This is a genomic window from Novosphingobium sp. GW835-FHT14H07 (genome assembly GCF_058793515.1).
The window spans coordinates 1-13,006 of record NZ_JBXAFX010000023.1 but is presented as its reverse complement, the minus strand read 5'-3'; the positions used below and the strand labels follow the sequence as shown (position 1 = coordinate 13,006).

12 protein-coding genes are annotated in these 13,006 nt (G+C 65.7%); 8 read left to right on the top strand and 4 right to left on the bottom strand.

The features are described from left to right. The first annotated feature begins 11 nt into the window (after positions 1-11). Together AC1Q5P_RS16925 and AC1Q5P_RS16920 are read left to right on the top strand one after the other, a co-directional pair. Positions 12-548 carry an adenine phosphoribosyltransferase gene (locus AC1Q5P_RS16925; protein ID WP_492519581.1) on the top strand — a complete coding sequence of 179 codons (537 nt, stop codon included), beginning with the start codon at positions 12-14 and terminating at the stop codon, positions 546-548. A 6-nt stretch (positions 549-554) separates the two neighbouring features. Further along, complete coding sequence (locus AC1Q5P_RS16920) at positions 555-1,226, top strand: phytanoyl-CoA dioxygenase family protein (RefSeq protein WP_492519580.1); 672 nt, start codon at positions 555-557, stop codon at positions 1,224-1,226. Between the two features lie 26 nt (positions 1,227-1,252). Here the strand turns inward: AC1Q5P_RS16920 and AC1Q5P_RS16915 are convergent, their stop codons facing one another. The 3 genes from AC1Q5P_RS16915 to AC1Q5P_RS16905 form a co-directional block, all read right to left on the bottom strand. After that, positions 1,253-3,373 carry an acetate--CoA ligase family protein gene (locus AC1Q5P_RS16915; RefSeq protein WP_492519579.1) on the bottom strand — a complete coding sequence of 707 codons (2,121 nt, stop codon included), beginning with the start codon at positions 3,371-3,373 and terminating at the stop codon, positions 1,253-1,255. Positions 3,374-3,437: 64 nt separating this feature from the next. Continuing rightward, complete coding sequence (locus AC1Q5P_RS16910; RefSeq protein WP_492519578.1) at positions 3,438-4,382, bottom strand: fumarylacetoacetate hydrolase family protein; 945 nt, start codon at positions 4,380-4,382, stop codon at positions 3,438-3,440. A 140-nt stretch (positions 4,383-4,522) separates the two neighbouring features. After that, a complete protein-coding gene (locus AC1Q5P_RS16905; RefSeq protein ID WP_492519577.1) occupies positions 4,523-5,206 on the bottom strand; it encodes a spermidine synthase in 684 nt (227 codons plus the stop codon). Between the two features lie 76 nt (positions 5,207-5,282). Here AC1Q5P_RS16905 and AC1Q5P_RS16900 point away from each other — a divergent pair, with 76 nt between their 5' ends. The 5 genes from AC1Q5P_RS16900 to AC1Q5P_RS16880 all read left to right on the top strand — a co-directional run bounded on the left by AC1Q5P_RS16900 (position 5,283) and on the right by AC1Q5P_RS16880 (position 10,453). Next, the gene (locus AC1Q5P_RS16900) at positions 5,283-6,320 is read left to right on the top strand and encodes a hypothetical protein (protein ID WP_492477322.1); all 1,038 of its coding nucleotides are present in this window, start codon (positions 5,283-5,285) and stop codon (positions 6,318-6,320) included. A 30-nt stretch (positions 6,321-6,350) separates the two neighbouring features. Beyond that, complete coding sequence (locus AC1Q5P_RS16895; protein ID WP_193827576.1) at positions 6,351-6,911, top strand: fasciclin domain-containing protein; 561 nt, start codon at positions 6,351-6,353, stop codon at positions 6,909-6,911. Between the two features lie 158 nt (positions 6,912-7,069). Then, positions 7,070-8,620, top strand: coding sequence for an acyl-CoA synthetase (locus AC1Q5P_RS16890; RefSeq protein ID WP_492519576.1), 1,551 nt, complete (start codon positions 7,070-7,072; stop codon positions 8,618-8,620). Positions 8,621-8,634: 14 nt separating this feature from the next. Next, positions 8,635-9,927, top strand: coding sequence for a cytochrome P450 (locus AC1Q5P_RS16885; RefSeq protein ID WP_039336420.1), 1,293 nt, complete (start codon positions 8,635-8,637; stop codon positions 9,925-9,927). 40 nt (positions 9,928-9,967) lie between these two features. Then, positions 9,968-10,453, top strand: coding sequence for an NUDIX domain-containing protein (locus AC1Q5P_RS16880; protein WP_492519575.1), 486 nt, complete (start codon positions 9,968-9,970; stop codon positions 10,451-10,453). Here the strand turns inward: AC1Q5P_RS16880 and dinB are convergent. Continuing rightward, positions 10,432-11,568 (bottom strand): DNA polymerase IV, encoded by a 1,137-nt coding sequence (gene dinB, locus AC1Q5P_RS16875; protein WP_492519574.1) that lies wholly within the window; start codon positions 11,566-11,568, stop codon positions 10,432-10,434. The genes AC1Q5P_RS16880 and dinB overlap by 22 nt on opposite strands. 86 nt (positions 11,569-11,654) lie before the next feature. Between dinB and AC1Q5P_RS16870 the strand changes: the two genes are divergently transcribed. Then, complete coding sequence (locus AC1Q5P_RS16870) at positions 11,655-12,923, top strand: multidrug effflux MFS transporter (protein ID WP_039336505.1); 1,269 nt, start codon at positions 11,655-11,657, stop codon at positions 12,921-12,923. Positions 12,924-13,006: the final 83 nt, after the last annotated feature.

Below are 13,006 nucleotides of genomic sequence, written 5' to 3'. Positions count from 1 at the left end.
AGGCTGGAGGCATGACACCCGAAGAGCTCAAGGCCCTTGTCCGCACCGTGCCGGACTTTCCCGCACCCGGCATCCTGTTCCGCGATATCACCACGCTGATCTCGCACGGGACCGGGCTTGCCGCCAGCATCGGCCACCTGGCGCGGATGGCGCAGGACGCCGGTGCCGAGGCAATCGCCGGGATGGAGGCACGCGGATTCATCTTCGGTGCTGCGGTAGCGGCGCACATGGGCCTCGGTTTCGTGCCGGTGCGCAAGCCCGGCAAGCTGCCGGTCAAGACCATCGGCATCGACTATGCGCTCGAATACGGGCGCGACCGGCTGGAGATCGATCCTACGGCCATTCCCGCAGGCCAGCGCGTGCTCATCATAGATGACCTGATCGCCACGGGCGGTACTGCCCTTGCGGCAACGGAACTCCTGCGCACGGCAGGCGCGCACGTCACTCACGCGCTCTTCGTGATAGACCTTCCCGACCTCCACGGCGCCGCCCGCCTGCGCGACGCCGGGCTGACGGTAGAGGCGCTGATGGATTTTCCAGGGCACTGAACTGCCGTGTTTGATCTGGAAGAACTGCAGCTGACAGGCGCGGTAAGACTGCCGCAACTGGCTCTGCCGTTACTGTCAGCGATAGAGGCTGTGGTCTGCGATCTACCGACCGAGCGCGCAGGACTGCGACTGAACGGACAACCTGGCCTGCGGCCACTGCTCGATCATCGGAGTTTGATAGGACAAGCGGCATGTCACGCGCTTGGAGCGCATGCCCAACCTGTCCGCGCACTCCTCTTCGACAAGAGCGAACGGACGAACTGGGCCTTGGGCTGGCATCAGGACCGAACGATTTGTGTGGCCGAGAGAATCGAGACGCCCGGCTTCGGTCCTTGGACCAACAAGCAGGGCATGGTTCACGTCGCCCCGCCTGAAAGCATCTTGCGGGACATGGTCACGCTGCGCATTCATCTGGATGCCGTGCCGGAAACCAATGCGCCGTTGCTGGTCGCTTCCGGATCACATCGGCTTGGTCGAATCCCGGAACGGCAAGTGGCTGCGATCGTCGAGCAAAGCCAAATCCTGACGTGCCTCGCCGAGAGGGGAGACGTCTGGCTTTATTCGACACTCATTCTTCACGCGTCAGACGCTGCCACCCAGCCGATGCATCGCCGGGTGCTGCAAGTCGATTACTCGGCCTTGGCTTTACCCAACGGCCTTGAGTGGGCCGGAGTCTGAAACTCCGGCGACCACATCGCGCCTACTCATTCCACCAGCATCAGCGCGTCGAGTGCTACCACGCCCTCACCCTTGGGGTGCAGGATCACCGGGTTGAGGTCGATCTCGCGGATCGAGGGTTCGGCGCGCAGGACCTGGCCAACCTTTACGATCAGGGCCGCGAGCGCCGGAACGTCCAGCGCGGGTGAACCGCGATAGCCGCTGAGCAGCGCTGAGCTCTTGAGCTTCATCAGTTCGGCCTCGACCGCAGCCTGCGTCAGGTCTGCAGTCAGCAGGCGCACGTCCTGCAGGATCTCCGCGGTCACGCCGCCGAAACCTGCGAGCACGACCGGACCCCATTCGGGATCGTTCTTGGCACCGACGATCATCTCCATGCCGCGCTTGCCCATCGCTTCGATCAACACGCCATCCAAGCGGATCGACGCGGAGTAGGCTGCGACGTTGGCATGGATGCGGTCCCACGCCTCGCGCACGGCAGCGGCATCGGCAAGGTTGAGAATCACGCCGCCGGCATCGCTCTTGTGCCCAAGCGCTGCGGCCTGCGCCTTCATCGCCACCGGGTAGCCGACGGCATCGGCAGCCGCTACCGCGGCATCGGCGCTGTCGGCAAAGCCGCCCTTGGGGAAGCTCACGCCCAGCGGGCCGAGCAGTTCCTTCGACTTGTATTCCGGGATCACGCCGTGGACATCGGCAAGGCCGGGCAGCGGTGTTGCCGGAAGGTCGTTGGCGGAAAGGTCCTGAGCGGACCAGTGCGTCAGCCGGGTCACGGCACGCAGTGCGCGTTCGGTGGTGGGGAACCACGGAATGCCGGCCGCCCGCAGCGCGGCGATGCGCTCGGCCGGAACCTCGGCGCCTTCGTCGAGCCCGGCGAAGATCACCGGCTTGGTGAGCGTCTTGCCTTCCACAGCGGCGAGGATCGGCGGGAACTTGATCTTGCAGGTGATCGGTTCGGCCTGGATGATCCCGGCGAAGACCGTGCCGACGCGGTCGTCGTCCAGCAGGGCCTCGACGCAGCGGGTGTAGATAGCCGGCTCGGACAGACCCTGCGCGGTGATGTCGAGCGGATTGGACACCGGCACGAACGGCGGCAGGGCCGCGCGCAGCAGTGGCGAATCCTCGTCGTGCAGATCGGCCAGCGGAAGGTCGAGCTCTTCGGCGAGGTCGAGCGTCAGCGCCTTGAAGGCCCCGGATTCGCCCAGCACCGCGGTCTTGCCCGAAGGCAGCGCCGGACAGCGCACCGCGATCTCGGCAATGTCGCCCAGTTCTTCCAGCGTTTCGGCAAAGATCACGCCGGCACGTGCCACCATGGCCCGCATCAGCTTGTAGTCGCCCGCCATTGCGCCGGTGTGCGTCGCTGCGGATTCGCGCGCCGCGCTCGATTTGCCGGGGTGCAGCAGGACCACCGGCTTGCCGGCCGCCTTCGCCCGCCGCGCCGCAGCGAGGAACGCCTGCGGCTTGCGGAACTGTTCGACGATCATCGCGATCACGTGCGTATCGTCCTGGTCGACCAGCCAATCGACATAGTCCTCGACCCCGCTGGCTGCCTCGTTCCCGGTCGAGACCGAGTAGGAGACGCCGGCATCGCGGGCGAGCAGCATCGTGCCGAGCACCGCCGCCATCGCGCCCGATTGCGAAACGATGCCGATCGCCCGCTTGCCGGCAGGGGGCACCGCATTGGTTTCCACGAAGGTCAGCGGAATGCGATCGACATAGTTGACCAGGCCAAGGCAGTTCGGCCCTTCGACCACCATGCCCGCTTCATGCGCGATGCGCGCGATCTCGCGCTGTTCGGCCAGGCCTTCCTCGCCGCCCTCGGCAAAGCCGGCCGAGAAGATCACCACGCCGCCGCACTTGCGCTCCGCCAGGCCCTTCACGGCATCCAGCACGCCGGCGCGCGGGATCGCCAGCACGGCCACATCCACACCTTCGGGAAGCGCGTCGACCGAGGCGAAGCAGCGCTTGCCCATGATCTCGTCACGCTTGGGGTTCACCGGATAGACGGCACCGGCATAGCCGTTGCGATCGAGATTGGTCAGCAGCGTTGCGCCAAGCGCGCCGGGCTTGTCCGATGCGCCGACGACGGCGACGGACTTCGGGCGCAGGAAACGATCAAGCGCAGCGTGGGACAGACTCGCAACAACGGCCATGGCATCCTCCGATTTCGCTATGCGCTATAACAATTATCGGAAGGACGGCAAGTGGGCGTTGTGGTCAGGCCTGCACGACCCTTTGGTGCAGGACACCGAACGGTGCGCGGCCCGAGGCATCGACCGCTTCCATCCGCACCGTATCGCCAAAGGCCATGAATGCGGTCCTGGGTTCGCCTTCGTCCAGCACTTCGATTCCGCGCCGCTCGGCAATGCAGGACGAGCCGATCTCGCGGAAGTTTTCGTTGGAGACCGTACCCGATCCGATCACCGTGCCCGCCACCAGATCGCGCGTGCGCGCGGCGTGGGCGACGAGTTCGTGGAATCCAAAGCCCATCGCATGGCCATTGGCGGCGCCGAAGCGCTTCCCGTTCCAGTCGACCAGCAGGTCGAGGCAGACGCGCCCGTTCCTCCACGCATCGCCGAGTTCATCGGGCGTCACGGCGAAGGGCGCCATCGCGCAGACTGGCTTGGCACCGACCCAGCCGAAGCCGGTCTTCATTTCCGGCCCCGCGAGCGTGCGCAACGACCAGTCGTTGATCTGAACGACAAGCCGGATGTGCTGCATCGCCTCGGCAGCGCCTGTCCCCATCGGCACGGCATCGACAATCACCCCGAACTCGCCCTCGAAATCGATGCCGAGGTCGGTCGAAGGGAAGCGCGCTTCGGTCCCCGTCGCCATGAAGGTATCGGACATGCCCTGGTACATCAGCGGCACGTCGGTCTTGGGCTTGGTGATCCCCAGCACCGCGTCCATCAAGTCCCCATGGCTCTGGAAGGCTGAACCATCCAGCCACTGCCAGGCACGGGGCAACGGTGCGAGCAGCCTTGCATCATCAAGCGCTTCGGGAAACGCGGCGATGGCCTGCAATGCCGGCGAGAACGCCTCCCAGCCCTCGACCAATTCCTGCAAGGTCGCGGCCGGAGCATAGGCGAAGGCATCGCCTTGCGGCGAGACCACGATCAGCCGCCCGTCGCGAGTACCGTTGTCGATTGTGGCGAGGCGCATGTCATTCTCCCGATGCTGTCTTGCCCCGACGCCTAGTCCGCGCCGGGCGAGACAGCAAAGGAATGGTATTTATTGCCCGGCATAAACGCCGTGAATGAAACGTGAGCCTTCGCGTGCGCAGTCTCGCCCTGGGCTACCCCTCAAGCGCTGGCAAACCAGATCACGTGCTTTGCACCCTTGCCATTGGTGCGGGCGCGCACTTCCACTTCATCGACGTTGAATCCTGCTGCCTTGAGGCGCTGGGTGAAATTGGCATCCCTTGCCGCAGACCAGATCGCCAGCACGCCGCCGGGGCGCAGTGCATCCATCGCCGTGCGCAGCCCGCGCATCGTGTAAAGCCGGTTGTTGCCCGCCCGCACCAGCCCATCAGGTCCGTTGTCGACATCGAGCAGGATGGCATCGTACCCGGTCCCGCCCACCGACAGCGCATTGGCCGAGATCACGTCAGCCACGTCGGTCATCACCAGCCGCACGCGCGGATCGCCGAGGCAGCCTGCTTCCAGTTCCGCCATCGGCCCCTTGGCCCACTGGATGATTTCGGGCACCAGTTCGGCCACGGTCACGTGCGCGTCGGCCGGAAGCTTCTCCAGCGCGGCGCGAAGGGTGAAGCCCATGCCATAGCCGCCGATCAGCATCGCCGGCCGCTGCGCCCTGACAATCCGGGCGATGCTTTGCGTGGCGAGTGCAATCTCCGAACCGTTCTGCCGCGTGCTCATCAGTTCGTTGTGGCCGAGCACGATCATGAAATCGCGGTCGTGCCTGTAGAGCTTCAGCTCTTCACCATCGGGCACTCGAGCCGTGCCGAGAAGTTCGCGTGCTATCATCTCTGAAGCCCTAGTCTGCGGGAACCGCAGCCACAAGGCGCACGTTGCCTCAACCGACGGATTCGGAGACAAGACGATGCGCAAGATGATGCTCATGGCCGGTATCGCCGCTTTCGCGGCCAGTGCCCCGGCCCTCGCCCAAGGCAATGGGAACGGCAACGGAAACGGCCACAGCAAGGGCGGCGGCGGCCCGGCCAAGGCCGAGAAAATGGATCGCGGGGGCCAGAAAGGCCCCGAGAAGGCCAAGGGTCCTGACAGGGCGAAGGGCCCTGACAAGCGCGCCGAAATGCGCCCGGAAAAGTCCCGCGGCAACGACGCGCGGCAAATGCCCCAGCAGGCCATGCGCGGCAACAATGACAAGGACCCCGGGAAGGACTGGGGCCGCGACAACGGTGCGAAGGCTTTCGATAAGGTCGAACGCCAGGTCAACCGCGGCGGCGACGGCCGCGTTGACCGAGGGGACGACCGCAACGTCATCCGCGTGGCGAGCCGCCAATGGCAGGACGGCCGCTATCGTTACGACGACCGCCGCTTCCTGATTCCGGTCGCGAGCGATTGCCCTCCCGGCCTTGCCAAGAAGAACAACGGCTGCCTGCCGCCGGGCCAGGCCCGCCAGATCCGGGACTCGCGCAGTTGGGGTGACTGGTACCCGGTGCGCTACCTCGGCAACAACTATGACTGGCGCTACGGCAACGGCTACATGTACCGCGTCGGCAATGGCGGGCTGGTCTCGGGTATCGTGCCCCTGCTTGGCGGTGCCCTGTTCGGCGGGCAGGTCTGGCCCACGCAGTACAGCGACTACGCCGTACCCAGCTATTACGACCGCTACTATGGCTTCCGCGATGGCTATGACTATCGTTACGCACAGAACGCCATCTTCGAGGTCAATCCGCAGTCCAACGTGATCGAGGGCATTGCCGCGCTGCTGACGGGTGATCCGTGGGTAGTGGGCCAGCCGATGCCGGCCGGCTACGGCTTCTACAACGTACCCCCTGACTGGCGCGGCCGCTACGCCGACACGCCCGACAGCTGGTACCGCTATAGCGACGGCTACGTCTACGAAGTCGACCCGACCACCCAGCTGGTCCGCGCCGTGATCGAACTGATCGCCTGACCTGCACTCGAAGACACGAAGGGGATTTCCATGGTGCGCCATAAGATGATGGGGACTGTGCTGGTCGCAGCGCTCGCCCTTGCCGGCTGCGGAAAGAGCGATGTGCCAGATGCCAAGAGCAGCGGCGCAGTCGCCGAGGCGTCGAGCAAGGACCTGTTCGATGCTCTCGACGACAGCAGCGATCTTTCGGAATCGGCCCGGCTGATCAAGGCAGCAGGGCTCGAGAAGACATTCGAGGGCGTCGGCAGCTACACCCTGTTCGCGCCGACCAACGAAGCGATCAAGGCCTTGCCCGAAGCCGATCGCAAGGCGCTGGAAAGCGAGGACGGCAAGGTGCAACTCCTCGCTCTCGTCAGCCAGCACCTCTCGCCGGGCTATGTCGCGCGGGCCGATCTGGAGCAGGGTATCGAGCGCGCCAACGGCACGGTGCGCCTCGCCAGTCTCGGCGGGCAGCCTCTCACGCTCACCCGCAGCGGCGACACCATCCGCCTCGGCAGCGGAGACGACGCGCCCAGACTGGTCGGCGAACCGATCGTTGCCCGCAATGGCGTGATCTATCCGATCGACCGCGTCCTGCCCGCGCCGCAGTAACGGCCTTAGCGGATGATTCCGCTGTGAAAGGATCGGGCAAGAATTGCAGCAAGGTGGTGCAACCGGACTCGCAAATCCCGGTTGCACCCCTTAACTGATCGGTTAAGCTTCCTCGCAAATGGCGGCCTGAGTCCGCCAGTTGCGAGAGGACAAGGCCGGTGCATTTCCACCCCAAGTATCATGCCGCCCGCAATCCCGATCGCGCCGCTGTGATCATGGGCGGCAGCGGCGAGGTGGTCACCTATGCGCAGCTCGAGGCCAAATCGAACCAGTTCGCGCAGCTGCTGCGCTCGCACGGGCTCCAGATCGGCGATACGATCGCACTGTGCCTTGAAAATCGGGCCGATTTCTTCGCTCTGGCCTGGGGCGCGCAGCGGGCTGGCCTCGTCTACGTCGCCGTCTCGTGCCGCCTAGCCGCGCCTGAGATCGCCTATATCGCGCAGGACAGTGGCAGCCGCCTGCTGATCGGTTCGGCATACACCGCCCCGGTGCTCGACGAAGTGGCAAAGCTGGCCCCTGAGGTGCCGCAATTGCGCTTCGATACCGAAGGCCCCCTTTCACTCGACGCCGCGCTGGCGGCGCAGCCTGCCACGCCCATCGCGGACGAGCGCGCCGGCTGCGACATGCTCTATTCCTCGGGCACCACGGGCAAGCCCAAGGGCGTGCGCATTCCGCTTCCCGAAGACCCCGAGATCGGCGCGGTCAATTCGCTGATCGGCATTGCGAACCAGGCTTTCGGCATCACCGGCGATGCGGTCTATCTCTCGCCCGCTCCGCTCTACCACGCCGCGCCATTGCGCTGGTCGATGACCATTCACCGCATGGGCGGCACCGTGGTCGCGATGGAGAAGTTCGATCCCGAGTATGCCCTCGAACTGATCGAGAAGTACAAGGTCACCGACAGCCAGTGGGTGCCGACGCACTTCGTGCGCATGCTCAAGCTGCCCGATGACGTCCGCACGAAGTACGATATCTCCAGCCTCAAGTGCGCGATCCATGCCGCTGCGCCCTGCCCGGTGCCGGTAAAGCAGGCGATGATCGCGTGGTGGGGGCCGGCCTTGCGCGAATACTACGCCGGCACCGAAGGCAACGGCTTCACCTTCATCGCCAGCGAGGACTGGCTGCAGCGTCCCGGCTCGGTCGGTCGCGCGATTCTTGGCACGATCCGCATCTGCAACGAGGAGGGCGACGAGGTTCCGCCGCGCACCGAAGGCCAGGTGTTCTTCGAAGGCGGCAATGCCTTTACCTACCACAACGACCCCGACAAGACGCGCGACGCCACCAACAAGCACGGCTGGACCAGCCTTGGCGATGTGGGCTGGGTCGACGAGGACGGCTACCTCTTCCTGACCGACCGCAAGAGCTTCATGATCATTTCGGGTGGAGTGAACATCTACCCGCAGGAGATCGAGAACCTGCTCGTCACCCATCCCAAGGTGGCCGACGTCGCCGTGATCGGCGCGCCCGATCCCGACATGGGCGAGAAAGTCGTTGCGGTCGTCCAGCCGCGCGACATGGCCGAGGCTGGTCCGGCACTTGCAGCCGAGCTGACCGAGTGGCTGAACCCGCAGCTTTCGCGCGTGAAGATGCCGCGCCAGATCGACTTCCGCGAGGAGCTGCCCCGCGAACCCACCGGCAAGCTGTTCAAGCGCCTGCTCCGCGACGAATACAAGCAGGCCTACGAAGCCGCGCAAGCGGCCACGGTCTGAGGGAGGACAGGACAATGGCAAGCGTTCCAGTGGTTCCGGCCGAAGTGGGCCGCGCCGTCATCGACCCCAAGTCCTACGGCACGTGGGACCCGTTGCTCGACCAGTTCGATGCCCTTCGCGCCAAGGCGCCCGTGGCCCGGGTCGTCGCGCCGCAAGACGAGCACGAGCCGTTCTGGCTGGTTTCGGGCTTCGACGAAGTGATGAAGGTCAGCAAGGACAACGCGACTTTCCTCAACCGGCCCAAGTCGGCCGTCTTCACCCTGCGCGTCGGAGACATGCTGGCCCGCTCGATCACCGGCGGGAGCCCGCATCTGGTGGATTCGCTCGTCGCCATGGACGCGCCCAAGCACCCGAAGCTGCGCCGCCTGACGCAGGACTGGTTCATGCCCAAGAACCTGTCGAAGCTTGATGGCGAGATCCGCAAGATCGCCAACGAATCGATCGACCGGATGCTGGCGGCGGGCGAGGAAGGCGATTTCATCCCGCTGGTCGCTGCGCCCTATCCGCTCCACGTTGTCATGCAGATCCTCGGCGTGCCGCCGGAGGACGAGCCGAAGATGCTGTTCCTGACCCAGCAGATGTTCGGCGGGCAGGACGAGGACATGAACAAGTCCGGCATCAAGGACCTGCCGCCCGAACAGATTTCGCAGATCGTCGCCGGCGCCGTGGCCGAGTTCGAGCGCTACTTTGCCGGGCTTGCTGCCGAGCGCCGCCGGAACCCCGGGGAGGACGTTGCCACCGTGATCGCCAATGCCGTGATCGATGGCGAACCGATGAGCGATCGCGATACGGCGGGCTATTACATCATCGTCGCCAGCGCCGGGCACGACACCACCTCGGCCTCCTCTGCAGGAGCCGTGCTTGCCCTTGCCCGCGACCCTGACCTGTTTGCCCGCGCCAAGGCCGACCGCAGCCTGCTGCCGGGCATCGTGGAAGAGGCGATCCGCTGGACTACGCCAGTGCAGCACTTCATGCGCACCGCCGCACGCGACACCGAACTTGGCGGCCAGCAGATCGCCGAAGGTGACTGGCTGATGCTGAACTACGTCGCGGCCAATCACGACCCCGCCCAGTTCCCGGAACCGCGCAAGTTCGACGCGACGCGCCCGGCCAACCGGCACGCTGCGTTCGGTGCGGGGTCCCACCAGTGCCTCGGCCTGCACCTCGCCCGCCTGGAAATGCGCATCCTGCTCGATGTGCTGCTCGACCGGGTGGAGAGCCTCGAACTGGCGGGAAGCCCGCGCCGCGTGAATTCAACCTTCGTCGGCGGGTTCAAGGCGCTGCCGCTGCGCTGGAAGGCGGCGTAACCGGGGTGACAACCGGCAGCACCGGCCTCACAATGGGCTGGTGCTGCACTTCCTTCCCGGCCCGCTCCACCGCACCCTGCTGCGCACTGCCCATGCCGCGCGGCTGTGGTACTGGCGCATCACGCGCAAGCGCGTGCGCGGCTGCAACGTGATCGCTGTCAATGCCGCAGGCGAAGTGCTGCTCGTCCGGCACAGCTACCACGCGCGCGACACGTGGATGCTGCCAGGCGGAGGGCTGGGCCGTGACGAGCGCCCGGAAGTGACAGCCTCACGCGAACTGTTGGAGGAGACCGGCTGCATCCTTGATGCGCCGCGTCACCTTGGCACGGTGGTGCTGGACCGCAAGGGCTGGACCAATGCGATCGAACTCGTCGTCGGGACGACAGGGGACCTGCCCGCCGCCGATGACCGCGAGATCGAGGAAGCACGTTTCTTTGCGGCCGAGGCGCTCCCGGCAAACACCAGCGGCCCGGTGCGAGAGATGGTTGCGCGCTGGCTGGCCGATCAGAACGGCAGTTCGGCCTGAAGCACCGGCGCTGCGGCGCCCTCGTCGCCGTCCTCGGCCTCTTCGCCTTCCAGCGCCGAGAGCGTCAGCCCCATCAGCCGGATCGGCTTGGGCAGCGGCAATTGCGCATCGAGCAGGTCGCGGGCGAGTGCGGCAAACTCCTCCTTCCCTGCGATCGGGCGCGGCAGGGACCTGGCGCGCGTGCAGGGGGTGAAATCGTTGAACTTCATCTTGAGCGTTATCGTTCGCCCGGTTGCCCCGCTGCGCGCGATCCGCTCCCACACGATCTCGATGATCCGCTCCAGTGTCTCGCGCAGCGCGGGGCCGGAGGAGATGTCCCGCTCGAACGTCCGCTCGCCGCCGACCGACTTGCGCGGCCGGTCTGCCTTGACCTGCCTGAGGTCGATCCCCCGTGCCGCGCGATAGAGATAGTCTGCCGAACTCCCGAAGTTGGCGCGCAGGAAAGCCAGGTCCTTGGCCCTCAAGTGAGCGCCGGTCTCTATGCCCAGCCTGGCCATCTTCTCAGCGCCGCGCGGCCCGATGCCATGGAAGCGCCGCACCGGAAGCGAGCCGACGAACTGCGCCCCTTCGCCCGGACGGATCACGCAGAGGCCATCGGGCTTGTTCTGGTCGCTGGCGAGCTTGGCGAGGAACTTGTTGTAGGACACCCCGGCGCTTGCCGTAAGGCCGGTCTCGGCCCTGATGCGCTGGCGGATCAGCTCGGCGATACGCGTGGCCGAACCGATCCCGCGCACATCATCGGTCACGTCGAGGTAGGCCTCGTCAAGGGAGAGCGGCTCGACGTGCGGCGTGAAGTGCAGGAAAACGCTGCGGATCTGCTGCGACACTGCCTTGTAGACATCGAAGCGCGGTTTCCTGAAGATCAGGTCCGGACACAATTGCACCGCACGGGCCGAGGGCATGGCCGAACGCACCCCGAATTTGCGCGCCTCGTAACTCGCCGCAGCCACCACGCCGCGCCCCGATGATCCGCCGACCGCCACGGGCAGGCCCCGGATCGAGGGATCGTCGCGCTGCTCGACGCTGGCGAAGAAGGCGTCCATGTCGACATGGATGATCTTGCGCAAGGCAATCGCCTGACGGTCAGGCTCGTCCTGGTCTCGCGCAAATTCCATGTGCCCACGATACTCCGTTTCGCATTGCAACATAAACCCGGTTTTGGGGGATGGGATTTGAAGCCATTCTCGTTCAAAGGGTGATTATGCCCGCTAACGATTCCAACACCCTGCGCGCGCCGCGCACGATGGGCGAGCGCGAGACCATCGCGATGATGGCGCTCGTCATGGCGATGCAGGCGCTCGCCGTCGATGCCATGCTGCCCGCGCTTGGCGACATTGCGACGGATCTTGGCGTTGCCGATCCCAACCGCCGCCAGCTGGTGGTCGGCACGTTCCTGCTCGCCTCGGGCTTTGCCTCACTGCTCCCGGGTTCGCTGGCGGATCGCTATGGCCGCCGCCCGGTCCTGCTGACCTGCATGGCGATCTACATCCTGTTTTCGCTGGCCTGCGCGCTCGTCACTTCGTTCGACGGCATGCTGGCGATGCGCGTGGGGCAAGCGATCGGCTGCGGCGGGCTTGCCGTTCTGCCCGGTGCCATCATCCGCGATCGCTTCTCGGGCGATCAGATGGCCAAGCAGATGTCGATCATCTCGGTGATCTTCATGGTCGTGCCGATGCTTGCGCCGAGCATTGGGCAGGTCGTGCTGCTGTTTGCCGGGTGGCGCTGGATCTTCGTGCTGCTGGCCGTTCTGGCCACGGGCATGGCGGCATGGCTGTATATCCGCCTGCCTGAGACGCTGCACCCCGAATATCGCCAGGCGATCCGCCCGATGACGATCGCGAAGAACATGGGGCACGCTGCCACCAACCGCTCGGCCATCGGCTACGTGCTGGGCGGTTCGCTCACTTTCGGGGCGATGATCGGCTATGTGAACTCCTCGCAGCAGCTCGTCGGCGAACACTTCGGCGCGGGCAAGATGTTCCCCGTGCTGTTCGGCTTTTCGGCGCTGATGATGGCCTGCGCCAGCTTCTCCAACTCGCGCATCGTCGAGCGCTTCGGCGCGCGCCGCGTCTCGCACACGGCGGTAATCGCGTTCATCCTCGTCAGCGCGCTGCAGACCTTCTCCTCGAGTCTGGAAGGGCAGACGCTGTGGCAGTTCATGCCGCTGATGATCACGAACATGATCCTGATCGGCTTCATCGGCGCGAACTTCGGCTCGATCGCGCTGCAGCCGTTCGAACGCACGGCAGGGAGCGCCAATTCGATGCACGCCTTCCTGCGCATGGTGATCGGCTCGGTCATCGGGATCTTCGTCGGCCAGGCCTACGACGGCACGGCGCATCCGCTGGCGCTCGCGCTGCTGTCAGCAGGCGTGCTCAGCCTGCTGCTGGTGCTGTTCAGCGAAAAGGGGAAACTGTTCCGCCGCCTGCACCCGCCGGGCACGCCGCGCCCGATCGTGCTGGAGCATTGATCTGAACCTCGCCACCGGCGAGGTTCGTGCGGCACCGGCCCGCTCCCCCGCCCGGCCACCCACGCAAGTATCCTGAATGGGTG

What these genes read in the sequence shown, in the direction of transcription:
- AC1Q5P_RS16925 (WP_492519581.1), top strand. Translation starts at nt 12, where the DNA reads ATGACACCCGAAGAGCTCAAGGCCCTTGTCCGCACCGTGCCGGACTTT.
- AC1Q5P_RS16915 (WP_492519579.1), bottom strand. Translation starts at nt 3,373, where the DNA reads ATGGCCGTTGTTGCGAGTCTGTCCCACGCTGCGCTTGATCGTTTCCTG.
- AC1Q5P_RS16910 (WP_492519578.1), bottom strand. Translation starts at nt 4,382, where the DNA reads ATGCGCCTCGCCACAATCGACAACGGTACTCGCGACGGGCGGCTGATC.
- AC1Q5P_RS16905 (WP_492519577.1), bottom strand. Translation starts at nt 5,206, where the DNA reads ATGATAGCACGCGAACTTCTCGGCACGGCTCGAGTGCCCGATGGTGAA.
- AC1Q5P_RS16900 (WP_492477322.1), top strand. Translation starts at nt 5,283, where the DNA reads ATGCGCAAGATGATGCTCATGGCCGGTATCGCCGCTTTCGCGGCCAGT.
- AC1Q5P_RS16895 (WP_193827576.1), top strand. Translation starts at nt 6,351, where the DNA reads ATGGTGCGCCATAAGATGATGGGGACTGTGCTGGTCGCAGCGCTCGCC.
- AC1Q5P_RS16885 (WP_039336420.1), top strand. Translation starts at nt 8,635, where the DNA reads ATGGCAAGCGTTCCAGTGGTTCCGGCCGAAGTGGGCCGCGCCGTCATC.
- dinB (WP_492519574.1), bottom strand. Translation starts at nt 11,568, where the DNA reads ATGGAATTTGCGCGAGACCAGGACGAGCCTGACCGTCAGGCGATTGCC.
- AC1Q5P_RS16870 (WP_039336505.1), top strand. Translation starts at nt 11,655, where the DNA reads ATGCCCGCTAACGATTCCAACACCCTGCGCGCGCCGCGCACGATGGGC.